At 50.2% G+C, this 26,000-nt stretch carries 23 protein-coding genes; all 23 read right to left on the bottom strand.

Annotation, left to right across the window (positions count from 1 at the left end):
* Positions 1–60 precede the first annotated feature (60 nt).
* Entirely contained in the window at positions 61–810 is a 750-nt protein-coding gene (locus J0X21_RS01155; protein ID WP_206809035.1) for an ABC transporter ATP-binding protein, read from the bottom strand.
* Positions 788–1,603, bottom strand: coding sequence for an ABC transporter ATP-binding protein (locus tag J0X21_RS01150; RefSeq protein WP_236005990.1), 816 nt, complete (start codon positions 1,601–1,603; stop codon positions 788–790). Before J0X21_RS01150 ends, J0X21_RS01155 begins: the two co-directional genes overlap by 23 nt.
* Positions 1,600–2,616 (bottom strand): branched-chain amino acid ABC transporter permease, encoded by a 1,017-nt coding sequence (locus J0X21_RS01145; protein WP_328811979.1) that lies wholly within the window; start codon positions 2,614–2,616, stop codon positions 1,600–1,602. The genes J0X21_RS01150 and J0X21_RS01145 overlap by 4 nt, the downstream gene beginning before the upstream one ends.
* 9 nt (positions 2,617–2,625) lie before the next feature.
* Entirely contained in the window at positions 2,626–3,498 is an 873-nt protein-coding gene (locus J0X21_RS01140; protein ID WP_206809033.1) for a branched-chain amino acid ABC transporter permease, read from the bottom strand.
* A 63-nt stretch (positions 3,499–3,561) separates the two neighbouring features.
* Positions 3,562–4,713 carry an ABC transporter substrate-binding protein gene (locus J0X21_RS01135; protein WP_206809024.1) on the bottom strand — a complete coding sequence of 384 codons (1,152 nt, stop codon included), beginning with the start codon at positions 4,711–4,713 and terminating at the stop codon, positions 3,562–3,564.
* 524 nt (positions 4,714–5,237) lie between these two features.
* A complete protein-coding gene (locus J0X21_RS01130; RefSeq protein ID WP_206809022.1) occupies positions 5,238–5,630 on the bottom strand; it encodes a PaaI family thioesterase in 393 nt (130 codons plus the stop codon).
* Positions 5,631–5,863: 233 nt separating this feature from the next.
* Positions 5,864–7,618, bottom strand: coding sequence for an acyl-CoA dehydrogenase family protein (locus tag J0X21_RS01125; protein ID WP_206809014.1), 1,755 nt, complete (start codon positions 7,616–7,618; stop codon positions 5,864–5,866).
* A 33-nt stretch (positions 7,619–7,651) separates the two neighbouring features.
* A complete protein-coding gene (locus J0X21_RS01120) occupies positions 7,652–8,431 on the bottom strand; it encodes an enoyl-CoA hydratase/isomerase family protein (protein WP_206809004.1) in 780 nt (259 codons plus the stop codon).
* Positions 8,432–8,615: 184 nt separating this feature from the next.
* Positions 8,616–9,500, bottom strand: a complete 885-nt coding sequence (locus J0X21_RS01115) for an amidohydrolase family protein (protein WP_206809002.1) — start codon at positions 9,498–9,500, stop codon at positions 8,616–8,618.
* Between the two features lie 81 nt (positions 9,501–9,581).
* On the bottom strand, positions 9,582–10,604 hold the full coding sequence (locus J0X21_RS01110; protein WP_206809000.1) for a zinc-binding dehydrogenase: 1,023 nt from the start codon (positions 10,602–10,604) through the stop codon (positions 9,582–9,584).
* 51 nt (positions 10,605–10,655) lie between these two features.
* Positions 10,656–12,398 (bottom strand): adenine deaminase C-terminal domain-containing protein, encoded by a 1,743-nt coding sequence (locus tag J0X21_RS01105; protein ID WP_206808998.1) that lies wholly within the window; start codon positions 12,396–12,398, stop codon positions 10,656–10,658.
* Positions 12,399–12,552: 154 nt separating this feature from the next.
* A complete protein-coding gene (locus J0X21_RS01100) occupies positions 12,553–13,749 on the bottom strand; it encodes a thiolase family protein (protein WP_206808996.1) in 1,197 nt (398 codons plus the stop codon).
* Between the two features lie 40 nt (positions 13,750–13,789).
* A complete protein-coding gene (locus tag J0X21_RS01095) occupies positions 13,790–14,536 on the bottom strand; it encodes an SDR family NAD(P)-dependent oxidoreductase (RefSeq protein WP_206808994.1) in 747 nt (248 codons plus the stop codon).
* Between the two features lie 4 nt (positions 14,537–14,540).
* The gene (locus tag J0X21_RS01090; protein WP_206808991.1) at positions 14,541–16,151 is read right to left on the bottom strand and encodes a benzoate-CoA ligase family protein; all 1,611 of its coding nucleotides are present in this window, start codon (positions 16,149–16,151) and stop codon (positions 14,541–14,543) included.
* Between the two features lie 112 nt (positions 16,152–16,263).
* A complete protein-coding gene (locus J0X21_RS01085) occupies positions 16,264–17,043 on the bottom strand; it encodes a CoA-transferase subunit beta (protein WP_206808989.1) in 780 nt (259 codons plus the stop codon).
* Positions 17,040–17,939, bottom strand: coding sequence for a CoA transferase subunit A (locus tag J0X21_RS01080; RefSeq protein WP_206808988.1), 900 nt, complete (start codon positions 17,937–17,939; stop codon positions 17,040–17,042). The genes J0X21_RS01085 and J0X21_RS01080 overlap by 4 nt, the downstream gene beginning before the upstream one ends.
* Before the next feature lie 120 nt (positions 17,940–18,059).
* Positions 18,060–19,019 carry an enoyl-CoA hydratase-related protein gene (locus J0X21_RS01075; RefSeq protein ID WP_206808985.1) on the bottom strand — a complete coding sequence of 320 codons (960 nt, stop codon included), beginning with the start codon at positions 19,017–19,019 and terminating at the stop codon, positions 18,060–18,062.
* Between the two features lie 382 nt (positions 19,020–19,401).
* Complete coding sequence (locus J0X21_RS01070; RefSeq protein ID WP_206808983.1) at positions 19,402–20,115, bottom strand: sulfite exporter TauE/SafE family protein; 714 nt, start codon at positions 20,113–20,115, stop codon at positions 19,402–19,404.
* Between the two features lie 15 nt (positions 20,116–20,130).
* Positions 20,131–22,137 carry a methyl-accepting chemotaxis protein gene (locus J0X21_RS01065; protein WP_206808981.1) on the bottom strand — a complete coding sequence of 669 codons (2,007 nt, stop codon included), beginning with the start codon at positions 22,135–22,137 and terminating at the stop codon, positions 20,131–20,133.
* A gap of 204 nt (positions 22,138–22,341) precedes the next feature.
* Positions 22,342–22,884 (bottom strand): carbonic anhydrase, encoded by a 543-nt coding sequence (locus tag J0X21_RS01060; RefSeq protein ID WP_206808979.1) that lies wholly within the window; start codon positions 22,882–22,884, stop codon positions 22,342–22,344.
* 95 nt (positions 22,885–22,979) lie between these two features.
* Positions 22,980–23,291, bottom strand: a complete 312-nt coding sequence (locus tag J0X21_RS01055; RefSeq protein WP_206808978.1) for a DUF6951 family protein — start codon at positions 23,289–23,291, stop codon at positions 22,980–22,982.
* A 100-nt stretch (positions 23,292–23,391) separates the two neighbouring features.
* Entirely contained in the window at positions 23,392–24,201 is an 810-nt protein-coding gene (locus J0X21_RS01050; RefSeq protein WP_206808975.1) for a sulfite exporter TauE/SafE family protein, read from the bottom strand.
* A 148-nt stretch (positions 24,202–24,349) separates the two neighbouring features.
* Entirely contained in the window at positions 24,350–25,990 is a 1,641-nt protein-coding gene (locus J0X21_RS01045) for a sodium:solute symporter family protein (protein WP_206808973.1), read from the bottom strand.
* Positions 25,991–26,000 lie beyond the last annotated feature (10 nt).

Below are 26,000 nucleotides of genomic sequence, written 5' to 3'. Positions count from 1 at the left end.
GTTACACCAACTTCTTCCTTCACGTGCTCCCCTACAAACAACTACATTCTTACATCTGCTCTAGGCGCTGGTTTCTACCGTCCCCGCCGGATGCCTGTCGCGTTTGCCTCCGAGATAAGCTCCCTGCACTTGGGGATTGGCCCGCAGGCTGGCAGACGTTCCTTCGAGCACAATTTTCCCGGTTTCTAAGACATAGGCCCGGTCAGCGGCGGCCAAGGCCATGCGCGCATTTTGTTCCACCAAGAGAATGGTGGTACCGCTGGTGCGGTTAATTTCTTTAATCGTACGGAAGATTTCTTTCACGACTATAGGAGCAAGCCCCATGGAAGGCTCATCCAGAAGCAAGAGTTTGGGCGCGGCCATCAGGGACCGGCCTATGGCCAGCATTTGCTGTTCTCCTCCGCTTAAAGTTCCGCCATATTGGTGTTTGCGTTCTTTTAGGCGCGGAAATTTATTATAGACATTCTCTAAGTCTTTTTCAAAGTTTTGTTTATCTTTGCGGACATAGGTTCCAAGCATGAGGTTCTCAATCACGGTCAGATTGGGAAATACCCCTCTGCCTTCCGGGACTTGGCTGATGCCTAAACGCACAATCCCATCTGCGTTCATCCGGCTGATATCCTGGCCCTTAAATTTGATGCTGCCGCTGGTTGGACGCTTCAGGCCGGAAATTGTTTTTAAGGTAGTGCTTTTGCCGGCGCCGTTAGCCCCGATTAAAGCCACAATTTCTCCTTCTTTGACTTCGAGGCTGAGACCTTTAAGAGCAGGGATGACGCCGTAATGAACGCTAATATTCTCCAACTGCAGCATAGCCGCCCTCCTCTAATTCATCCTCATCGCTTCCGATATAGGCTTCAATGACTTTGGGATTGTTCTGTATCTCTTGCGGCAGCCCTTCGGCAATTTTCCGGCCATAGTCCAGGACCATGATCCGGTCGGAAATGTCCATGACCAACTCAAGGTCGTGCTCAATTAAGATGATGGTTTTGTGCAAGTCTTTGCTGATCTTGCGAATGAGCGCGATTAGCTCGGTGCGTTCGTGGCTGTTCATCCCAGCCGCCGGTTCGTCTAAAAGCAAGACTTCGCACTCGGTGGCCAGGGCACGGGCGATTTCCAACAAGCGCTGTTTCCCATAGGGAAGGCTGGTAGCCAGTTCTTCCATGGAATCCTTGAGTTTAACCAGTTCCAGGAGTTCTTCACAGCGTTCGATCATGTTGACCCGTTGCTTCATGATTTTCTTGCTGTGGATAAGGGTTCCTAAAAGTCCTTCCCGGCTGCGGCACTGGTGCCCGACCATGACGTTTTCTAAGACGGTTAAATTGGGAAAAAGCCGGATATTTTGGAAGGTGCGGGCGATTCCTTTTTCGACTAAGGTGTGGGGCTTGAATCCTTTGACGGAATGGCCTTTGAACACAACTTCCCCATAGGTCGGCTGGTACACCCCGGATAAGAGGTTAAAGAGCGTGGTTTTTCCGGCTCCGTTCGGTCCGATGATAGCGAGGATTTCCCCTTTATCTGCATGCATGGAGAGTTTGTCGATGGCGACGATGCCTCCGAAATGGATGGATACCTCTTTGACTTCGATTAGGTGCATCCCGCTCATACGCTCTCACCTCGCTTATGCAGGAGCTGTTTTTGTTCCAGGTTTTTGCGGATGACATTGTACACGCGCTTTTTCGCGCCCCAGAAACCGTCCGGTTTGAAGATCATCATGACGACCATGAGGGCTCCGTACAAAAGCATGCGGTAATCGGCCATAAATCTTAGAACTTCGGGTGCGACCCCCAGGACAATAGCGCCGATGACGACGCCCGGGATGCTGGCGAGGCCTCCAAGGACGACCATGGCTAGGATGGTGATGGAGTCCATAAAGGTAAAGGAATCCGGGCTGATGAAAGAGATGTAGGTGGCATAGAAGCTGCCGGCAATTCCTGCGAAAAAGGCGCTTAAGGTGAAAGCCAGGAGTTTAGCTTTGAGGGTGTTCACGCCTACGGCTTCGGCTGCGACTTCGTCATGGCTTACCGCCATGAGGCTGAGGCCCATTTCCGATTCGGATACTCTGATCATGAAGACTAAGGTGATGAGCATCATGCCCATGACCAGGTAGAAGTAGGGGACTTTGCTCATGAAGACAAGATCTCCGATCTGAGGGGAAGGAATGCCCGGAAGACCCATGGGGCCGCGGGTGACCTTGTCCCAGTTTAGGAATACCAGCCGCACGATTTCGCCAAAGCCCAAGGTGACGATTGCCAGGTAATCTCCCTGGAGCCTGAGGGTGGGCAGGCCGAGAATAAAACCAAAGGCGGCGGTTACTAAGCCGGCAAGCGGCAACACAGCCCAATAGGACAAGTTGAGACGGAGCATTAAGAGGGCCGCCACATAGGCTCCGATGCCGTAAAAAGCGGCATGCCCGATGGAGAGCTGGCCGGTATAGCCGGAAACGAGGTTAAGGCTAAGGCTTAAGATAATATAGAGCCCAACCGTGATCAGGACGTGCATGACGTATTCACTGGCGACCACCTGCGGCAGGATAAGGATGAGAAGCAAGGCGCCGATTAGGCTTAACTTTCCGTTTAGGAAACGGTTCGGCAGGAAACGGTTTGGTTTGAAGTTCACGCCCTTCACCTACACTTTCTGCTGTATGTTTTTTCCAAGGAGTCCCGTAGGCTTAAGCAAGAGGATGATGATCAACAAGCCGAAGGCAATGGCATCACGGTAACCCATGGAGATATAGGCCGCTCCGAGGTTTTCAACGACCCCCAGAAGCAACCCCCCGAGCATGGCGCCGGGAATGCTGCCGATTCCGCCCAGGACGGCGGCAGTGAAGGCTTTTAGCCCTGCGGTATACCCCATGACCGGGTACACTGCGTCATAATACAGTCCGATTAAGATACCGGCGGCTGCAGCCAGGGCAGACCCGATACCAAAGGTAAGGGAGATAATATTATCGACATTAATGCCCATCAGGCGTGCATGGTTGATGCTGTGGGAAGTGGCCCGCATGGCGACTCCCATTTTGGTTTTATGCACGAAGAAATGAAGGGCAAGCATGAGCGCAAAGGAAATAAGCAGGGCATAAATCTGGATGTTGCTTAAAGTGACACTGCCCACCTGAAAGGTATCGATTTGCAGGCTGGGGGGAAACGAGCGGACTTCCGTACCCCAGACTAGCTGGGCAAAATTTACTAAGAAAATGGACACGCCCAACGCACTTAAGAGCGGGGCTAGTTTCGTGGATTTACGCAGCGGACGGTACGCGATTTTTTCGATGATGATCCCGATGATGGCCACAATGACCATGGATAAAAGAAATGCCGGGACAAATCCCAGATGAAATTGTTTGATAATGATTAAGCCTAGAAACGCTCCGACCATGAAGATGTCACCATGGGCAAAGTTGATGATTTTCAAAATCCCGTAAACCATGGTGTACCCCAGAGCAATTAGCGCATACATGCTTCCGGCCGTTAATCCGTTAACCAGCTGTTGCCAAAACATCTTCTCACCTTCCTCGGATGGCATTTGGGGGAGGAGGAAAAACCCCCTCCCCTCCGGCGCTAACTACTTTTTATAGATCTCGAATTTTCCGTTTTTAACGATAAGTTTCAAAGGTTCTTTCAGGCAGTCTCCGTTGGCATCAAATGTCGTAGTACCGGTAGCACCTTTGAAGTCTTTAAGGGTGGTTAAGTAGTCATTGACTTTTTTACGGTCTTCGCCGCCGTTTTTCACGGCTTCGAACAGGATATTGAGCGCATCATAAGCATAAGCGGCCCAAGTGTCAGGCTCTTGACCCCATTTTGCTTTGTAAGCATCGATAAACGCTTTGGCTTCCGGATAATCCGCCGAACGGTGGAACGAACCCACCGCGCGCAATCCTTCTACTTCTTGACCACCAAGTTGAATCAGGGCATCAGAATAGAGTCCATTGGAACCGAAAACCGGGAGGCTGATTCCCAGTCTCTTGCCTTGCTTCAGAATCATGGCTGCTTCGTTGTATTGTCCGGCAATAAAGATAGTATCCGGACCGGCGGCTTTCAGCTTGGTCAGAATGGCGCTGAAGTCTTTAGTTTCCCCGAGGTTATAAGGCTCTTGGAATACAATTTGGGAGCCTAGTGAAGTGACTTTTTTGTTATAAACATCGGCTAACCCTTTACCGTAGTCATCATTTTCATAAAGAATGGCGATTTTCTTGGCACCTTCGTCTACTGTCCATTTAGCTACGATTTCACCGTCATAGGCGTCCGTAGTGATATCCCGGTAGGTAAAAGGTCCGGCATTGGTGACCGCCGGGGAAGTTGAACCGATGGCGATATGAGAGAGGCCTGCTTTGTTATAGATTGGTGCTCCCGCTAACGTGGTGGAACTGGTATAGTGTCCGACCACTCCGATAATGGAAGAATCGGAAGCAAATTTATTGGCCACAATGGCGGCTTCCTTGGGATCGGCTTTGTCGTCCAGTTCAACTAATTCAACTTGCTTGCCGTTGATTCCGCCTTTTTGGTTGATTTGTTCAGCGCCAAGCTCAACGGCCTTTTTAATTGTACCGCCCGTTTCCGCAATCGCACCGGTTAGCGGAATCGCAACACCGATTTTAATCTTGTCCCCGCCGGCCCCGCCGGATTTTCCGGAATTGGCTGTGCTGCTGCCACAACCCGTCAGTGCTAAAGAAAGACTTAATACGACTGAAGTAATTAAAGCAATTTTTTTCTTCATGGATCTTCCCCCTCCTGATTTTAGGTTTTTCAGCATCTCTTCCTAATTCACTCTTCTGCCATTTTCCACTTTTCTGATATCTTTTAGCAAAAATTTACTCTTTTCTGGGCACGCCCCCCTTTGTCATTTTGCACGTTCGTCGGTCTTGGTGATAGTGTTGATGAATGATGTTGATGTTGTTGATGTTGATGATTGAGTTGCAAGAGATGCCTAGTTTGGAAAGCCAGTTCGGTATTACTTATTGCGTCCATGGTATATTCTGTGGTATTGACTGGTCTAACCAATTTTAATGTTAAATTATATTCTACAAATTTTCAGTTATTCCTTCATATTCTGATTTAATAAAAAAATATAATTTTTCACAATAATTTTGGGTTTTGATTTGTTTAGGATGTTCTAGTTTTATTTATTTGCATTTAGCATTAATATGTTTAGTCTAATTTGAGTAGGTTATTTTTAATTTCGAACAAAAATTAAAAGCATCTCTCCTGTTACCAAACAAGAGAGATGCTTTTGCCTTTTTTCTATTTCTTTCTCTCAAACACTCTGAACGTTGCCGTACCGATGGCCGCTAATTCCCCGTCTCCGTCCCATATCCGCCCTTCTCCGACCACAATCATTTTGCCGCGGCTGATGACTTGGCCTTGTGCCCTTAGCGTTCCTCCTTTAACCGGACGCAGATAATTCAATTTTAATTCAATGGTGGCTGCCCCTTTGTCCGGCGGCAACTCGTAATTAACAGCCACCGCAATTGCTGAGTCCATAAGCCCGGCAATGGCTCCGCCGTGAGCAGTTCCGTATATTTGCAGCACTGTAGGGGGCACTTCCATGATGACCTCCGGCGGCTCCCCTTCCCCCAGGCGCTGACCGTGGTTCTGCCAGTAAGGATTTGCTTCGATTTCTTTGATGTCTGCCACGCGATTCAATCCTTCCCCTCGTTCATTATTATTTCTGAAGTTGTGCTCGAAAATAACGCGATAGGAACTTTCCTGATTCGGCACCTCGATATTGAAAATTATAGCAGAAAAAGAACCCTCTTGGAAACTCGTACTTCCTTCAAAGTACGCATATTCCAAGGGGGTTGAGATTATAGATTTTCAGCTCTATCATCTGGTTTTAGGATTACAGCTCTCCGAAAGGGGCTGGTTTGTCATACGACATACTTGCCGGCATCGGACACAGCAGCCGCAATCTCCTGCCTTAAGGCCACGGTGTTTACGGGTGTGTAGCGCGTCAGCTTATCCAGCTTAGCCAGCAGACCCTCTAACTCCTGACCCTCTGCCAGGGCAGCCAGAACCTCCTGGGCTGCAGTCTTAAGCCTGCTGATATTAGCATAGATATAGGTTTTGGCCATCATTGTTTTGAGCTTGGCCCCAGCTTCTCCATCTTTAGCCGCTGCTTTTTCAGCTCTCAGCCAGGCACTCTCCATGGCAAACGCCCCTATAGCAATATCAGCCAGTCGGCCTAGTATCTCCTGCTGCTTTGAGAGTCCTTCTCCGTACTTGTCCAAACCCCTACCCAGAGTAAATAAGAAAATGTCTTTTGCTGCTTGGACCAATTCCTCTGCTTTTACCCGTACCGGAAAATCTCCGGCTAGGCGCACATCGAGGGCAGAGATTCCTTCCCGGAGGGTAAGCTCCCCTTTCGTGTCTCTGCGTACGAGTGTAGTCGGGATCAAGGAACGGTTGATTTCGTTCGTTCCTTCGAAAATTCGGTAAATCCGGGCATCCCGGTACAGCCGCTCAATCGGGTATTCCGAGATGAAGCCGTACCCGCCGTGAATCTGCACTCCCTCATCTACCACATACCCCAATACTTCTGTGGCGAAGACCTTGTTCATGGAGCATTCCACGGCATATTCCTCGATCCCTTTGGCAGCGATCTGCCCGGCATCCGGACCGGAGGTATCCAGGCTTCCCATCATCTGATCAAGCAATCCGCCGGTACGGTATACGATACTTTCGGCAGCATAAATTTTCACTGCCATTTCCGCCAGTTTCTCCTTAACCAGGCCGAATTGTGCGATCGGGACATTGAACTGTTTGCGCTCATTGGCATAGGTTGCCGCCATTTCAAGGGCAAATTTGGCGTTGCCAACCGAGTTCGCCGCCAGCTTGTAGCGCCCCATGTTCAAGATATTGAACGCGACCACGTGCCCGCGCCCGATTTCAAAGAGCAGGTTTTCCACCGGCACTTTGACATCTTCCAAGATTAAGGTCCGGGTCGAAGACCCTTTAATCCCCATCTTTTTTTCCTCGGCACCCGTGGACAGGCCTTCCGAATCCCCATCCACGATAAAAGCGCTGAATTTCTCCCCGTCAATCTTGGCATAGACAATGAACACATCCGCCATTCCGGCATTGGTAATAAATTGTTTGGCCCCGTTAAGGATATAGTATTTTCCATCCGCACTTAAGACGGCTTTGGTCTTCGCCGCTAAGGCATCCGAACCGGCTCCGGGCTCTGTCAGAGCATAGGCCCCGATCTTTTCCCCGGTAACAATTCCCGGAAGGTATTTCTGCTTCTGAGCCTCGTTGCCGAAGAAAACAATGGGTAAACTGCCGATGCCTGTCTGCCCGCCTTGGGTCATGGCAAAGGAACCCGCACGGCCCATTCCTTCCGCAATCAAGGTGGCACTGATCTTGTCCAGCTCAAAGCCGTCGTATGCTTCCGGAATTTCCGCACCCAGGAGGCCAAGCTCCCCCGCAGACATGAGCAGTTCTCTGATTAAGCCTTCTTTCTGTGCCTCCAGCTCCTCGATATTAGCCAAGATATGGTCATCGACGAATCCCTTCACCGTGCGTGCCAGCATTTTATGCTCTTCCGTAAAATCCTCAGGGGTAAAAATACTTTGAGGATCTGTCCGCTCTAATAAAAAGCTCCCGCCTTTGGGCAAATCCGGCATCCTCTTCACCTCTCGCAAGTTAAAATTAGAGTTTTACTTATCCGTAAAATTGGGCTTTCTCTTTTCCATAAAGGCTCCCATGCCCTCTTTCCGATCCTCGCTGGCAAAAGCGGTGACAAAATTCTGGATTTCCAAAGTTAAAGCCGAAGAAATATCCAGGTTGATCCCGGTATTGATCGCCTCTTTGGCCATCTTCATGGCTATTGCCGGTTTGGAGGCCAATTTTTGCGCCAATTTTCTGGCTTCTTCCATCAGTAAAGCGGCCGGGACAACCTTGTTCACTAAACCTAATTTTTCCGCCGTGGCTGCATCAATGATATCGCCCAGGAAAATGAGTTCCTTCGCCTTGGAAGTCCCGATCAGGCGGGCTAAACGCTGGGTTCCGCCTGCTCCGGGAATGATTCCGAGATTGATTTCCGGCTGCCCGAACTTCGCCGTATCCGCCGCAATCCGGAAATCGCAGGCCAGGGTAAGCTCAGTGCCTCCGCCTAAAGCCAGCCCATTAACCGCAGCGATTACCGGTTTGCGCAGGTTTTCAATCTTTTCAAAGGCCGTCCGCGAGATTTGGCAAAACGCATAGGCCTCCACCGGACTTAGGTTCACCATCTCCGTAATGTCCGCACCGGCGGCCAACGCTTTTTCTCCGGATCCGGTAATGATGACGGCTTTAACCGAGCTATCCGCATCCAGTTCATCAATCGCCCTGGCTAATTCTCGAAATACTTGGCTATTTAAGGGGTTCATGGGGGGACGGTTTAAAGTAATGGTCGCTACCCCATTCTCTTTAGTCAATTGAATAACCTCATAAGACATGGAAACACCCCTCTCTCAACAAAATTATTGTAATTACTTTTTTAAGGCTGTGCCTAAACCCTAGATTGAACCGAGACTTCATTCAGAGGGGGATTCAACCCCCGCTGAATGTTAGTCGAGTCCATACTGGACTTAACCGCCCTTTGGCACCCGCCGCCTTTAGAGGCGAGGGACTTAGGGCGGGTTAGTTCAGTGTTAAACCCAAAATCTTGGCCGCATTGCCGCCCAGGATCTTATCTGCTCCCCCGGGAGGGAGCGGCAGCTCGGCAATTTTTGTCATGTTAGACCCTATCCAGGGGTTACCCGGCCAATCGCTTCCATAAATTACTTTATCCACATTGCGCCCCAAGTCCGGAAAATAATCCAGAAGCTTGGTCGGAGGAAGACCGGAAACCTCCATATACACATTTTCGTGGATTCTGGAAAGGAAAAATGCCCGGTCATACCAAAACCCGCGCCCGGAGTGGGCCATGATCAGCTTCAGGTAGGGGAAATCGACGGCTACATCATCCAAGTGCAAGGGATCCCCGTATTTAAGGCGGGCGCCGCGGAAGATCGATGAACCGGTGTGAATCAGAACCGGAATCCCCAGATCCTCAGCCGCGCGGTAAATGGGATAAATCTTAGGATCATTTAGATAGTACTGTTGATAGGTGGGATAAAGTTTGACCCCGCGAAACCCTTCATCTTCCACAAAACGCCGTAGCTGCTCACCCGGCCTGGTATAGATGTTGGGGTTGACATCGCAAAAAGGAATGAGGCGGGGGCGCCCATGACAAAAATCCCGAACCTGCTCATTGGTGCAGACTCCTGTGGTAATGTGGCTGAGCTCTGTGAGCACACAGGCATAGTCCACTCCTTCACTGGTCAGGAGCTCTTCGAACGCTCCCGGATCATTATACCGCTCAATATACTCCTCATACCCGACCGGGTGGGCAATTTTCATCCATTCTGTCACCCACTCGTGATGGTAGGTATAGACCCCAAGATGGACATGGAAATCTATGCGCGGCACTTTTGCCTGTGCCTCAGCTTGAGGTAGATTGTTTGTAAGACCGGTTGCTGCCATCCTTATCCCCTCCTCACCCGGGATCGAGCTGATCTTCGCTGAATTCTGACTGCTGAATTCTGACTACCCTAAGAGTAATCTTTAAGGTATAATAACCGACCTAAATCCTTGGCCGGATCGCAGGTAATCAAGGCCTTCATTAATTTCATCCAACGAGAAGCGCTTGGATACCATCGGTAACACCTGAATTTTTCCGGTGCGGACCATTTCAATCACTTTGGGGTAATCAACCAACGGACAGCCGAGGGAACCGACCACCTCCATCTCCCGGTACATCACCCGGCTGGCATTTAAAGTCATGGTGTGCTCAGTGTAACCCACAATGACAAAGCGGCCGCCGTTGCGTACGGCATTGAAAGCGACTTCCATCGTCTTGGGATTGCCGATGCACTCAAAGGCAATGTCCGCGCCCCCGCCGGTGTATTTGCGGATAGCCTTGGCCACATCTTGAGTCTCACCGGCGTTAAACGTAGCCACCGCACCCAGTTCTTTAGCTTTTGCCAGTTTATTCTCAGCTAAATCGACCGCAATCACGGACGCACCGGCTGCATTGGCGACTTGAACCAAGTTAAGTCCTACGCCGCCGCAGCCATAAACTACTACGGTATCCCCGGGCCTTACTTTGCCCCGGTTCTTCACGGCATGATAGGGTGTCGTAATCGCATCCGCAATGATCGAGCCTTCAATCAAGGGGATTTCCTCCGGCAAATGGAAGGTATTGTTGGCAGGCGCCTTGATGTATTCGGCATAGCCACCATCCACATCATTGCCCGGCATGACCATGCTGGAGCAAATATTGCCCCGGCCTTCCCGGCAGTTGTCACAAACGCCGCAGGACATCACGGCCGGCAAGAGCACGCGGTCGCCTACTTTGAAGGTTGTCACATCCGGAGCCACTTCGGCAACTGTTCCGGAGATTTCGTGACCGAGAATAAGCGGGGGCTTTTTGAATGTCGGAACCCCATGGTCAATGTAGTGCAAATCCGTGTGACATAGTCCACAGGCTGCGACTTTAACCAGGATCTCACCGGGGCCGATTTGGGGTATTGGCACGTCTTCCACTTTAAGGGGTTGGTTGGGACCATAAAATACAGCTGCTTTCACATAAATACACCTCCGTAAACTTTTTGGATAGCTTCTAATTTTAATTTTGCTTTAGCCAAAAATAACTTCTTTATGACGGATATCCACTACCCCTGAAGGGGTAATTCGCACATAGGGCAAACCGGTAAATCCAAGAAAACCCAATCCAAAGAGGGGATCGTCAAAGGGGCACCCTTTTTTATGCAGGTATTCATTCAGCTCAGTCCAATTTTCGGCTGTCTCCTGCACACCCGTATCAGAAAGGATGCCACCCGTGGTCATGGGGATTTCCCCAACCACCTGTCCCTCTTCCACCAGCACCGTGCCACCCCCGATTTCCAGCATCCGGTTGGCAGCCTGAGCCATATCTCTGTCATTGCTGCCCACCACCATCGGCATATGGGTCTCATGCGCAATACTGCTGGCATAACCCCCGATGCGGGCACCAAAGCCGCCTAAAAAGCCCTTCATCCAAGTCTGGGCTTGGGCCGACCACATACTGATTTTCATAAGATCCGGCGGAAGCTCAATCAATCCGTCGGTTACCGATAGAGTGCGCATCACTGTCTTGGTAATGGTTTTGTTGACCATCTGAATAATGGGAACCTCAACCTTATCCGCTCCATCTCTTTTGACCGCAAAATCCGCGGCCATAACCGGAGATCGGGGGACACGGCCTTTTCTCCAGGCTGCCAGCGGCGTGGCCGGGAATTTAGGGAAATCCATAAGCAGCCGGCCGTCAGCGGCTGCCAAGCGGCCGCCGACCCAAACCTTAGCCGGGTCCGGTCGGGCAATATCCTTAACCAACATAAAGTCCGCTAGACGTCCGGGAGCAATTCCGCCAATCTCGCGATCAAGTCCTAAATAGGTCGCCGGATTGATTGTAACCATCTGGACGGCTTTAATTGCAGGGATTCCCAGCTCTACTGCACGGGTAACCAAGTAATTTAGATAACCATGCTTCAAGATATCCATAGGGCTGAACCAGTCCGGACTGAGCATTATCCTTGAAGTATCCGGCCCCGAGTGCTCGGTCACCAGTCGGGAAAGAGGCTCCAGATCAGCCCTGATCGAGCCATGCCTGAGGATCACATAGAGCCCGAGGCGCAGGCGGTTCAAGGCTTCTTCTGCCGTAATGCTCTCATGGCATGAGGTAAAACCACAAGCTATGAGAGCATTCAATTTCTCATAGGAACACCCGGCCATATGCCCTTCAATGCGTTTCCCGTGTTCCGCAGCGGAAACGATTTTCGCAAGAAACTCCGGTTCCGGAACCATCAGCCGTCCCCAGGCTGTGACTTCACTTACGGCTAAGACCCTGGGTTTGCCCAAACTTGCCTCTACAATTTCCCGGCTAAAAACCTCTTCCCCTTCAAACTCAGGCAGCGGCGGGCAAGCGGAGGGAACAGCTACATAGTAGCGAAAGGAAATATCGCGGGTTGCCTCCAGCATCAGTTCAACCCCGCCAATCCCCAGCGCTCCTGCAATGTCATGGGTATCTGTCAGCATCCCCGTGGTTCCTGTAGGCAAAATTGCCTGGGCTAAAGACAGAGGATTGGTAATAAAATCCGCATGTCCATGGACATCGATAAAACCCGGGAGCAAGTACATGCCTTTACCGTCAACAACCTCCGTACCCTCTCCGGCTTTCCCCTCAGGTCCTACATAAGCTATCCTACCCTGCCACACGGCTACTTCTTGGCCGTCAAGGATCTCCCCGGAATAGACATTGACCAGGCGCATATTGCGGATTAACAGATCAGGAGCTTTGCGTCCCAAGGCTACCTCGATCAGACCGGCCCTCGTTTCCAGCACTTCCTTACTCACCCGCTTCCAATTCTACTGATTATCAACAATGCCACATCTCATGTTAATCCTATGAGTGTTCTTACTAGGTCTTCTGAATTCTGACTCCTGACTCCTGACTCCTGACTCCTGACTCCTGACTCCTCGTATTCTATCTCCTGCCCTAATCTTCGTAAATCCCTTCAATAATCGTCGCCATGCCCTGACCGCCTCCGATACAGAGCGTAACCATGCCATAACGGGCTTTGCGCCTGCGCAGTTCATACAGGAGCGTGGTCATGAGGCGGGCGCCGGTGGCGCCGATCGGGTGTCCCAAGGCAATTGCCCCGCCGTTGACGTTCACTTTATTCATATCCATGCCCAGTTCCCGGATCACTGCCAGCGATTGGGAAGCAAAGGCTTCGTTCAACTCCACCAGCTCAATATCATCCAAAGTCAGATTAGCTTGTTTCAGGGCTTTGCGGACTGCCGGAACCGGCCCGATCCCCATAATCTGGGGCGGCACTCCGACTGCCGCGTCGGTTATAATGCGGGCCAGAGGTTTTATGCCCAATTCCTTCGCCTTGTCTGCAGACATTAGAACGACGGCCGCAGCGGCATCATTGCGCCCGCAGGAGTTGCCGGCCGTAACGGAACCGCCTTTGCGGAAGGCCGGCTTCAGGGCTGCCAGCTTTTCCAGGGTGGTTTCACGCGGGTGTTCATCCGTATCGAAAATGATGGTTCCTTTACGCGCAGGCACTTCTACCGGAACAATTTCATCCTTGAACAACCCCGCAGCAAACGCCTTCTTATAACGTTCCTGGCTCTGAAGCGCGAACGCATCCTGATCTTCCCGGGATACGTTAAATTGTTCAGCCACATTTTCGGCTGTATCCCCCATCGACACTGAACCGTACATGGAGAGCGGCTGTCCCCCGGGACCGGCTTCCGTGAGAGAATCCACCAAAACCCCATCCCCGGCGCCATAACCATAGCGCGCATTCTTAAGGTAATAGGGCGCGCGGCTCAAACTTTCATTTCCTCCGGCCACGACCACTTCCGCCCGGCCGGTCTGAATCTCCTGGGTTCCATTGCTGATCGCCTGCAGGCCGGACGCACACTGGCGGTGAACCGTAAAGGCCGCCGCTCCTTCCGGGATGCCGGCGAGCAGGGAAGCAACCCGGGCAATGTTGGAGGCCTCGGTGGTTTGACGCGACCAGCCCATGATCACCTCTTCCACCAGCTCGGGGCTGATTCCCGCCCTGGCAACGGCTTCTTTAATTACAATTGCCCCCAAATCCTGAGGCGGTATGTCTTTCAGTGTCCCGCCAATCGTCCCAATTGGAGTCCGGACGGCACTTACAATAACTACTTCCTTCATTTAGCTAAGACCCCCTTATTGTTAATCCTGTAGGATCGTTCTATCTCATAATCATGCCGCCGTCGATGCAGAGAATCTGTCCGGTGATATACCCTGCTTCCGGAGAAGCCAGGAAGACAAAGCCCGGGGCCATTTCCTCGGGTTGGCCAAAGCGGCCCATGGGCACCCGCTCCAGATATTTATCCCTGAGCTTTGGATCAGTGGCAATTTTTGTGGTCATCTTCGTTTCCGCAAAGGGAGAGATCGCATTGACCGTAATCCCGTATTTAGCGAGTTCACGCGCCGCTGACTTGGTAAAAGCGTTGATTCCTCCTTTGGCTGCGGTATAGTTTACCTGCCCGATGGTCCCTTGCAGCCCAGCTGAAGACGTGACATTGATAATTCGGCCAAAACCCCGCTCTTTCATGTCAAAGGCCACGGCTTGGGTACAAAGGAAAGTGCCTTTCAGATGGACATTGATCACTTCATCCCATTGCTCTTCCGTCATCTTTAAGAGCATTGCCGGAATGGATAGACCCGCATTATTGACGAGAATGTCTACAGGACCAAGCTCTGCCTTGATTTGTTCGACCATCGCCAGGACAGATTCCCGTTTGGACACGTCCGCTTTGACCACGCACGCCCTTCTTCCTTTTGCTTCCACTTCACGCACGACATCATCCTCACGGGTAATGGAGCGGCTGACCAAAGCGACATCCGCCCCTTCATCGGCGAAGGCCAGTGCGATTGCTTTGCCGATTCCGTCTTTGGCGCCTGTCACCAGAGCGACTTTTCCTTGTAATTTCATCCTCTTAACCCTCCTCTGTGGAACTTGCGGTTTCTTGAAGTACAACTTGTTCCTTTTTGTTTAGTTCTCTTAGTTTGTAGCGGAGCATTTTGCCGGAAGCCGTTTTGGGGAGCTCCGGAATGAATTCCACCCAGCGCGGGAATTTATAGGGAGCGATTTTACTCTTGACAAATTGCTGGATTTCCACTGCCAGATCCTCTGAGGGTTCAAGCCCATCCCGGAGCACGATATAGGCTTTCGGTTTTTCCAGATTGTCACTGTCGACTACCCCGATCACGGCACATTCCAGCACAGAGGAGTGTTCCATAATCGTGTTTTCGACCTCGATCGGGGAAACCCAGATTCCGCCTGGTTTAATCATGTCATCCGTGCGGCCGACATACCAGAAATAGCCGTCTTCATCCTGCAGGTACTTATCCCCGGTATTAATCCAAGCCCCGTGGAAAGTCTCTTTGTTCTTTTCATGCTTGTTCCAATAATAGGCGGCGATGCTATCTCCTTTGACCATCAGGGTGCCAATCTCACCCCGCGGCACCGCATTTCCGTCCGGATCCACGATTTTGGCTTCATATCCCTCAACCGGTTTGCCGGTCGCTCCCGGTTTGACATCTCCCACCCGGTTGGTGATGAAAATATGCGCACATTCGGTTGAACCGATGCCATCCAAAATCACCAGGTTAAACTTCTTATACCATGCATCATATACGGTTTTAGGCAACGCTTCGCCCGCCGAAGTGCAAAGCCGGATCGAACTCATGTCAACCCCCGGCATTTTTTCAGCCGTTTGTAGCAAAGAAGCATAAGACGTCGGAACCCCGTAAAAGAGAGTTGGCTTGTATTTACGCACCGTTTCAAACACGGTCTCCGGTTTCGGCTGATCCGGAACAAGCACGGTCGAGCCCCCGACGCGGAAGGGGAAATAAAGGGCGTTGCCTAACCCATAAGCAAAGAAGAGTTTGGCTACGGAGTAACAAATATCATTTTCCGTAATGTTTAGAATTTTTTTGGCATAAAGATCGGCGCTTACGATCATGTCGTGGTGAAGATGGACCGCTCCCTTGGGGAAACCGGTACTGCCCGAGCTATAAAGCCAGAATGCCGGTTCATCCTTATGGGTGTCCGCCGGCACCAGTTCATCGGAAGCCGGGCCTACCAGCTCCTCATAGGAAATCTGCCCCGGACCCGCTTTGCCCACCACCACCAAATGCTTAAGGTAACGCAGTTCTCCCCGGATTTCCTCAATCTGGCCGACCAGGGCTTCACTTACTACTGCCACTTTGGCCCGGCTGTCATTCAGCAGGTAGAGATAGTCTTTAGGCTTTAAAATGGTATTCGTGGGAATCGGAACCGCTCCCATCTTAATCGCCCCAAAGAAGCTGGCCACGAACTCCGGGGAGTCAAGCAGCAAAAGCAAAATCCTGTTTTCACGCTCTACACCCAGGCTCTTAAAAGCATTACCCGCTTTATTGACCGCCTTAAAAATATCTTCATAGGTAAAGGTTTGATCTTTGTAATAAACCGCTACCTTCTTCCCTCTGCCCTCTTCCAGATTCTTGTCAACGAGTTCCACTGCTACATTAAACTGATCCGGAAAGTACAGACCGCTTCCGCTCATTTATACCCCTCCTATCGATATACTTCAATCATTTCTGCTTAGTTTCGTGTGTTACGGGGAATTTAGCTCTTGGCAGAGGGAGATGGGTGAAGCACTGAAAGGTGGAAATGGGTTAGATTAAATTCCTCGCCACTCCGGTCGGATCAATTTGGCGCAAAGCCTTAAGCTCAGTTTCCGTAGGTTCCGGGGTTGTGGGAACGTGTTCCGGAACAATGAGCTTGAATCCGGTGTTTTCCACCACCTGCTCCACGGTCACTCCCGGGTGCACGGATTTGAGGCGCATAATTTTGCTCTTTTCATCAAAATCCATGGCACAGAGCGGAGTTACAACCAAGGCCGGGCCGTTCCCCGGCAGCCCCTTAGCAGCCCACCCTTCCGGACCGTCCAAGAAGCCAGGTCCGCTGTTAAAATCCACTTTCTCCACCAACGTGCGGGCATTGTGGGATGTAGTATAAATAACTACCCGTCCCGCCCGCGGCAGGAACGGCAGTCCTACGGTTCCGGGCCCGCGCAAGGCCGGTTTGTCCCAGTCCCCAATACAGACTAAGTTGCAGTTGCCGTACTTATCGATCTGGAGGCCGCCGCCAAAGAAAACATCAAGGCGTTTGCCATGCCCTTCTAAAAGAATGACATCAGGCAAAGCCATGGCCGCATCCGAACGCAGGTTTTCATCATCACAGGAGGAAAAAACCAAGGGCTCCAGGTGAGGATTAACGGCTCCGCTGCCCCCTGCAATGTAGTACAGATTCGGGGCATGGGTTTCTTGCGCCATGCGGCAGGCAGCCATCGGAATCATACTGACCGCACCCATAATCGCCACTTCCCCGTCCTGCAGATGACGAGACATAACGCAGGCCATAAGTTCCGCCGTGGAGTATGTTTTCTCACTCACTCAGACTCCCCCCTTTTACTTAAGGCTTGCAGACGCTCCGTCCCGATTCTGCCCGCATACTCTTCTTCGGGGATGCCGGTCACATAGTGTTGGAGATAGGCCGCAAACGTCTCTGGGGTTTTGCAAGCCTTGATATATTCCTTCAAGTGAGCTTCATCAAAGGTATAATACCCATGGGAAGACGTCGGATGGCAGCCATAAGGGGCTTCCACCACGGCTGAAACCAAAAAGCCCGGGACATTCACTTTGGTTGATCCATATTTACGGGCCAGGTCCGGGACAATTTTTTCCGCCTGTATGATGACCGTATCGGCGGCCATTACCATTTGCCGGTCCGTAAATTCACTTCCTTTAAATAGGGCGTTGCCGTAAGGGTCTGCTTCCTGGCAGTGAACCAAGGCCACCGAGGGTTTTATCGGTGCCGCCGTCATCACTTCATCCCCGGTATAAGGATCCGTCGTAAAGCGGTACATTTCCGGGTTGATTTTGTGGAGATCGTTTAATTCCAAACCCTTGGGATAGGGAATAAAGGGCAGACCTCCGGCCCCGGCTTGCAAACCGTAAACGATAAAAGGCTCATCACATTCCAAGAGCCTCATGCTTTTTGTTTCCACCGCCCGGCGGAAGTTGGGCGCCAGTCCCAAATGCTCAAACCCGACATAGGCCGTGAGAATCTCTTCCACCAGACCCGCACCAATGAGCAAGTCCGCATTGATATCGGCGGACGGGCTGGTGATTAAGCGCTTGATTTTCTTGCCCTGGCGGATGATTTCCCGAATAAGGGCCATCGGGTTGTTATGCATGTGCATGCCGCCGACAGCCAGCGACTCGCACCGATCCCCAACCCAGTGGCTGACAGCCTCGCGCGCTGACATCAGTTTTTGCGTGCGGCCCATCCTTTCACTCCTTTCAAAATTTTCACTTTCCTTCAGATAGGAAACTCCCTCTGAAATGGATTTTATTTCAGAGGGAAATTTCCATTCTATATCTATCTACCCTTATCGAACCCTTTATCTCTATTCTAATTTCGCCCCGCAGACCCCGCAGAATTTGAAGTCATCCGGGATTCCTTTGGCTCCGCAGCTGGGGCAAGTATGGGTATATGGGCCGTAGAGGAATTCGCTGGAACCGCCCGAGGCAGCTTTCTGTCTTAAACCGATGTAGTCTTTGGGCCGCTTTTCAACGAAAGCTTTCATGCCCTCATACGGTTCGACGCTGGCGAAGTGGAGAGCGAGCCATTCGCGGGCATGCCCGACGGTGGAACTCCAAGCGAGATCTTTCCAGAAGTTGGTCTGCTGTTTGGTGTAGCGCAGGCACTCAGGGAATTTATTTATAAGTTTTTCAGCCATGGTAGCAACGGCTTGGTCCAGTTGGTCGCGAGGTACGACTTGGTTTACAAGGCCCCACTCAAGGGCTTGTTGGGAAGTGATGGGTTCGCTTAAGAAGAGCATTTCCCGAGCCCGCCGGTCTCCGATAATGATGGGGAGCCACTGGGTGGCCCCGCCTGCGGCCACAGATCCGACCATGGTTCCGACTTGCTGGATGCTGGCCCCTTCGACCATGATGGCGAGGTCGCAGCCCATGTTGAATTCGTTGCCTCCGCCGGCAACAATACCATTGATGCGGGCGATGGTGGGTTTGCCGATGTTTCTTAGAACATCATGGCACTCGGTGAAAACCCCCATCCACTTCCAGTAGTCGCGCGGACGTTTGGTGTAGTCCTCGGCGTATTCTTTAACATCTCCCCCAGTGCAGAAGGCTTTTTCCCCGGCCCCGGTCAGTACGACCACAGCTACAGAGTCATCCCAGGAGGCATCACGGAAGGCTTCGGTAAGCTCTTGCAAGGTTAAGGTGCTGTACGAGTTATAGACATGCGGACGGTTGATGGTGACGGTGGCGACCCAATCTTTCTTTTCATAGATGATTTCTTTGAAGTCGAATTCCTCAGCCGGTTTCCCTGTAAAACGTGGACTCATATGAATAATTCCCTCCTTATGTAGTTCCTCAGTTTTTCAACTTTTGTTTTCTGTTTTAGTGCAAACCATGTGCCATCAAATTGAAATATTCACAAATTTCAGGCCGATCGGTAGAAATCAGCGGGTTAAAAGTAGGAAATTAAGACCGAACGGAAAAATCTTTAAGAGAACAGATTTCGTCACATACCTACAAAAATAAAGTACCACTGCAAAACTGCAGTGGTACTTTAGGTTATCCTTGAAAGCCCTGTCTGAAATGAAGGTTTCGGGTTGAGTCAATTCTGCATTGCTAACTGCAAATTCGACTTGAAGGAAACCAATACTTAATATATCCCGAAGTATTGCATTAGATCTGGATTCTCATCCGTACCTTTAAGTCATATTATATACTGGTTATGAGCAAATAAGCACCCGTAAAAACCAATATTAAGTATGTGAGCGTTGTGAATAACCGCTGGCTTAATTTCCGAAACAAGATCTGTCCCAAAAATGTCCCCCCAGCCAGAACGGGCAGGGATGATAAACTTGCCAGCCAGACTGTCTTATTAGTCCCGTAAAGCACAAGTTGCAATACAAAACTAACAAAATAAACCACAAGGGCAAAGGACAGAATTGTACTCCGCATCCTCTCCTTGGGCATTCCGATGCCGGAAAAATATATAAGTAAAGGAGGACCCGGCATACCAAGACTTGTGCTTAAAAACCCGGAAATTCCGCCTGATAGCAGGTCTTTCCATTTACTTTGCCGTATTTTCAGTTTTAGCATCAACAAGAAGGTTAGCATAAGAATGAGCACGCTGACCAGAATCTTCAAAAACCGGACGTCAAGAATAAGAAAAAAGGCCATACCTATAGGTATCCCGGCAATGCTTCCTTTTATAAGCTGCGGCAGCATAGCCTTATCTGCATCGTGACGGATTTTGAAAACCATAACCAAGGAGATGACAACTGAAAGAATGATATTAATTTGAATGGCATCATGGCCGTCATACAACAGGAGCAAAAATGGTGTCGCCATGATAGAAAAGCCAAATCCTGTGCCAACCTGGAGTGTAGTAGCCACCAAAACGATCACTGCCAGCCTGAAATAGTCCATTTCAACCTCCCTTATTTAAGCCTGAACCTTAAACGTACCAACCGTCTCTTTCAATTCCTGAGCTAAGCGCGACAGGGTGTCGGCATTCTGAGTCACTCTCTCCATCGCACTGTTTTGTTCCTGAACCGCAGCAGCAGTCTCTTCAATGCCGGCAGAAGTCTCTTCCGCAATGGAAGCAACTCCCTGTATCGCACTACTGATAGCCTTGCTGCTGGTGGCAATCTCTTGCAGGTTGTCCGACAAACTTTGAATCCGGCCCACCATTTGCGCAACCTCAGTATTGATATCATGCAAAGCCTGTCCCGTTATCTGGATTTGGCTCATCCCCTCTTCAACCTCGGAATAACCCTTCTCCAAGGATTCACTCACCACTTTACTTTCGTACTGTACCCCTTCTACAATCCCGGTTATTTCTGCGGCAGAATTCCTGGTTTGCTCAGCTAATTTTTTAACTTCCTCGGCCACCACTGCAAATCCCCGGCCTGCTTCTCCCGCTCTGGCCGCCTCAATGGCCGCATTCAAGGCCAGAAGATTCGTCTGATCGGCAATGTCGTTAATCACTTGTACTAATTTGGAAATTTCCTGGGCCTTTTGGTCCAACCCCTGCACCTTTTGCACCGAGTCTGTGACGATTGCGTTAATCACTTCCATTTGCCGCACTGAGTTTTCCATCTGCTCCGTACCCTTATTGCCGGTCTTTAACACAAGATTGGACGAGGTCTTAAGTTCCTCCCCGCTTTGGTTCGCCTGAGCGAACAGCTTATTCAAGGCTTCTGTTGAATTGGCGATTTCGGCCGCAGTTCCGGCTTGTTCCTCAGCTCCCGCCGCCATTTCCTGCACCGTTGCCGCAATTTGCTCCGTACCCTGCTGCACGCCATTGGCAATCTCCGCTAACTGCTGACTTTGGCCGGTCACACTTTCCGACGCGCCAAACACTCGCCTAATCAAAGTGCCGACAGAATCTTGCATGGCGGACATAGCATGGGCCAGTATACCCAATTCGTCCTTCCTCTTGCGGATTTTCTCCGGTAAAGTTATGGTGAAATCTCCCTGCGCCAGCTTGTTCAAATGCCCTGTCAATTCCACGATTGGTTTGGCCAAAGTACCTGCCACCACCACGGACAGAACAATGCTCAATACGAGAATGATTCCGACATTAATCACCGTGGTCTTAAGCATGGAATTGGCATACATCAAAAGTTCAGAAGTTGGTACTGAAACCCCCAGACTCCAGTTGGGCGAACCGGGGATAGGAGTAAAAATCATGTATCTTTCCGTACCGTCAGGATCAATGATTTTTCCTCTGCCTTCCTGGCCTGCCGTCATTTTCTTTCCCAGTTCATCCAAACCCTTAAATCCAGCCTCGGTTGATTTTAAAAGATTCAGCTTCATTCTCATCTTATCATCCGGGTGCGCGATAACCAGCCCGCTGCCGTCCACAATCCAGCCGAATCCGGTTTGCCCGATTTTAATCTGGTTGGCGATCTGGGCAACCGTTCCCAAGTCAATTACCCCGGCAAAAACCCCTGTCAACTTCCCGCTTCTGTCTTTGACAGCATGGGTAATCACTACCACGGGTTTACCTGTGACTGCAGACGGCATTGGATTGCTGATAAACACTTCCTTGCCTTGGTCTCTGATCGCTGTGTAGTCATATCTGTTTCTGATATTCCCTGTTTTCCCCATTGTGGTATAGAAATTACCATCAAGGTCTGCATACCAACCAAATTCGAACTCTTTATCAAGCTTCCCGTTGAGGGAGTCAGCATAAGCTTTAGCCTGCGTCCAGTCCCCTGTTTCCAGGCTTTCTGCCTTGGACAGGGCAGCTACTTCACCTGTTTTCGCCTCCAGCCAGCGACCGACTTCTGCCCCTCTGGCTTTTACAATCTCCTGGGACATTGTTTCGGTAGATGTAACCATCGTAGTCTTGGTCTGATAATAAAGTATGGCCCCCAAGCATAAAAGAGCAATGGCTACGGTCAAACTCGACAACAGCATGATTTTGATCCGAATCGATTTCACTTATCTTTACCCCCCATATTTTCCTATTAAAAGGTGATCCTGCAGCATTTTACATTAAAGTCGTTAAGCACCTCAGGTTAAATGTACCTCTGCTTGACGAACATGAGTAGCACTGTGTTGGTCCTATTTTCGAATTGCCTAAACAATAAATCGCCAGGCCTGAAAAAAGACATGGCGTATTTTAGGAATTGCGACACACTGTTTTTACTCTTGAATTAAATAAAGATAATTGTCCTCAACTTTGTACAGAAGCGGCGCAATCAGGATTTTCTGGTATCTCAGCCTGAGTCTTTTAGCCTCGCTCAGGACAAAGTCCAATTCGTTCCCGATTTCAAACATAGGGGCAAAATGCAAAAAATGTTCTTCCGCCCACTCCCTGTCCCAGCCCGCTTGATCTACCAGTCCTTGAACATACCTGTCTTTCTTGGCGTAGAGATTGACCATCCCGCAGTTGTTGTGAGCTATTAAAGCGATGGCTTTAACTCCTCCAATGGCAATGGCATAAGAGACCTTGAATTCACTGTAGCGTAAATTTCCCCCACCGGTTCGGATTATATAGGCAAAATTGTCCGGAATGTGCAGATGTTTGCGGTTGTCCATGCACATGCCGATTAACAGTTCTGCTTTAGTATAGCTCTGGAAGGGCACATTCAGGTTATGATACTCCAAGAGGTGGCCGATGGGCGTATCCCGGTACTCAGAAAAAATATCCTCTCTGTTCCATACGGGAATAAGGCGGCTGCTCATATACTAATTCCTCCACGACTTGTTCAAAAGGATAGGTTACTTAACTCACTTTACTTTACTTTACTTTACTTTACTTTGCTTCAGTTTACTTTGCTTCACTTTACTTCTATACCGGCAGTTTGGGCTAAAGCCAGTCCGGCGGCAACTTCCACGGTTTTAAGCATACCGGAAAGCCCGGGACAACTGGGATGAGGGCTGTGCTTGGCAAAAGCCTGGTAGACTTGCCCCAGATGCAAAGGTTGAAAGAGTTCCTTAAACGCATCTACTTCCTGCAGTTCTGCGGCAATTTTTTGATAGTTTGGACAGTCACTGCTTATTTTCAGTTTTACATTTTGTCCGTCCGGACAATCTGCTTCTACCTCGATATTGTGGGCGCAAATCCCGCAGTTAATCATTCCTCTGGCCATAAAAAACATCCTCCCTCAACTTCAGCTTCTAATGTCCGGTACCGTTCCGGACTGGTTGGGCATCCGCCCCATTCCCACCTTTTCCTAAATTATTTTCTAATTATGATGAATAATTAAAGACATTCAGCCATATTTTCAGAGACGAAAAAGCAATGATTCCTGTCATAATCCAGTGCAACACCCGAAGCGGAGCCCGATGCGAGAGTCTGGAGCCCAGCTGAGCCGCCGGCACCGAACCCAAGACGAGAGCAGCCCCTAAGGCCCAATACATCTGCCCGCTTAAAATCTTTCCCAGCATGCTTGAAAAGGAAGTGAATAAAACAATACCCAAGGTAGAACCAATGGTAACCCTGAGGGGAATATTCAGGATATAAACGCTGACCGGCACAAAAATAAAAGCTCCCGGTGCTCCGATCATCCCCCCGATGAATCCTATTAGCGCAGCCAAAAAAGCGGCCAAGAAGCGGTTAAACTGAATCTGATCAGCACTTTCTGACCCCGAGAGACTCTCTTCTTTCTTTTTATCTCTTTTGGGTAAAAACATTAATAAAGTGGCGAGGGTAGATATTCCGGCAAAGATGGTTAATAAGAAACGGGCATTTACATACTGTGAAAAGAAAGCTCCCACGAAACCGGCCAGAGCGGCCGGGATCCCCATGACAAGTAACACAGGTATGCTAAGAGCGTCCCTTTTACGATGAGCCACAACACCGGAAGCAGCGCTGGCGAAGACTTGCAAAGTACTTATTGCTGCCACGGTTTTCATATCCAAGGCAGGCAGATGCAATAACGGCGGGACATACAGCAGCAAAGGCACCATCAGGATTGCACCGCCTAACCCCAGCAAGCCGGAGAAAAAGCCTCCGGTCATGCCTAACGCCAAAAGTACCAAAAAGAAGTAAGCTGTCATATTGATTACCTCCGATTGTCAAGATGATTTTAACTCCTGCTCATTCGCTTATAGTTTACACTCCTTGAATGACGGGAACGACCCTTGCCGTAGCGGCAAAAAGTCGTTCCCTCTAATCCATAAAACAACGGTCAGGTTTCAATAAATCTTATTTGCCCACACCGGCGATACGAATCTTTCCTTCAGCAACCTCTCCGTTTTCCACCAGGCTGACAAAACTAATCAATACAACCCAAGCGGACAACACGACTAAAAAGAGAAACATCCCTAGCAAACCTTTAGTAAAGAGCCATTGGAAATTCAAACCGATCACCAGGAGAATAACCCCTGCTATACCCGCAGAAATAAATCCTGCCTTGCGCTTGCCATCGGAAACACTGGCGCTAAACTTTATTTGGCCAACCCGTCCCAACAAGCTTATTAGAACAAGACCCAGAATATTGAAAATCATCCCTACCCAGACCGGGTGCACATTGAGATAGAACTTATCCGCCGACCAATTGCCCAGTGCATTCCATACCAACCCGCCACCAAAGCCGAGAATCATAGCCGAGACCACCCCAAAACGGGTAGCCACCGGCCACAGCAGCGCTGCCAACACGGGAGCAAAAGTGGCACCGTTACGGGCGGTCCAGGCAAAGACGTTCCACCAGGCCGCATTTTCCGAGCGAAGGAAGCCGTAACCAACCATAAGTCCTGTTAGGATAACCAGGGAAATTTTCGTCCATTTGACCTGAGTCTCAGGGGTGACCTGCGGGAATATCGCCCTGCCCACGTCCCGGCCTAAGCTGGTAGCACCGGAGAACTGGCAGGGAGCGCCCCAACCGAGAGCAGCAGCCCAAATACCCAGGGTAAAGACGCCGACAAGCGGCGGGGGCAGAGTTTGCATCAGATAAGTCGGAACCGCCATCAAACCACGGCTAATACCAGGCATTACAGCAGCGGTAGCCAAACCAACCATCACTGCCATGACGATAAAGACAACATTAAAGCCGGCCGCAATATACAGACCTTTACGGCCTTCCTCGGGAGTCTTGCACGACAAAGCCATTTGGAAGGCGGCCTGTGCCACCAAAACATTGACCCAGAAGGTACCAAACCAGGCCAAAATCACTTGCAAACCGACATTACCGGCGTCAAACATGGCAGGCTTGGTTGCAGCTAAACGGGCAATTCCGTCCAGCCCGGGGTTAATAAAAATGGCAATGGCCGCCACGACAAACATAGCAAAAAACGCAATCAAATTAGCGGTTTGTGTGAAGGCAATGGACCACATTCCTCCTGCTTGCAGATACACCAAAAGGAGTAAGGCCGTTACAATAACCGAAGTCATCATGGAAAGCCCTGTCAAAACATGGAGCGCTGAAGCAAAGGCCAGGGCAGTGGCCACCGACCACATCGGGAAGGTTACGGCTGTAATAAAACCGGCGATTCCCAAAGCAGCGCGCCCGAATTTATCCCCGATTAGGCCGGAGATGGTAACGAGCAGTTTCTCGCGAAAAGAACCGATAAGAACCAAAGCAATAATTAAAATATGAGTAAGTTCAGCGACCCCGTACCAGGCAGCAGAAATTCCCTTGATATAGGTGAGTTCCAGAATAGAAATATAAGTTGATCCCGCAAATAAACCGGTAATCATGAAAGACACTGTCCAGCGGTTAAACTGGCGGCCGCCGACAAAATACCCGTCACTTTGTTTGGCCCTCTTCTTAGCCACAACCCCGGCACCGATTAAGATCATGGTATAAAGAAAGGCTATGCCCAACATCCAATAACCATAAGCATTCATTAAATTATCC

It is taken from the genome of Paradesulfitobacterium ferrireducens (assembly GCF_017310645.1).
GTDB lineage: Bacteria > Bacillota > Desulfitobacteriia > Desulfitobacteriales > Desulfitobacteriaceae > Paradesulfitobacterium > Paradesulfitobacterium ferrireducens.
Note: the sequence above shows the minus strand (reverse complement) of the source record. Positions and strands in the feature narration are given on the sequence as shown.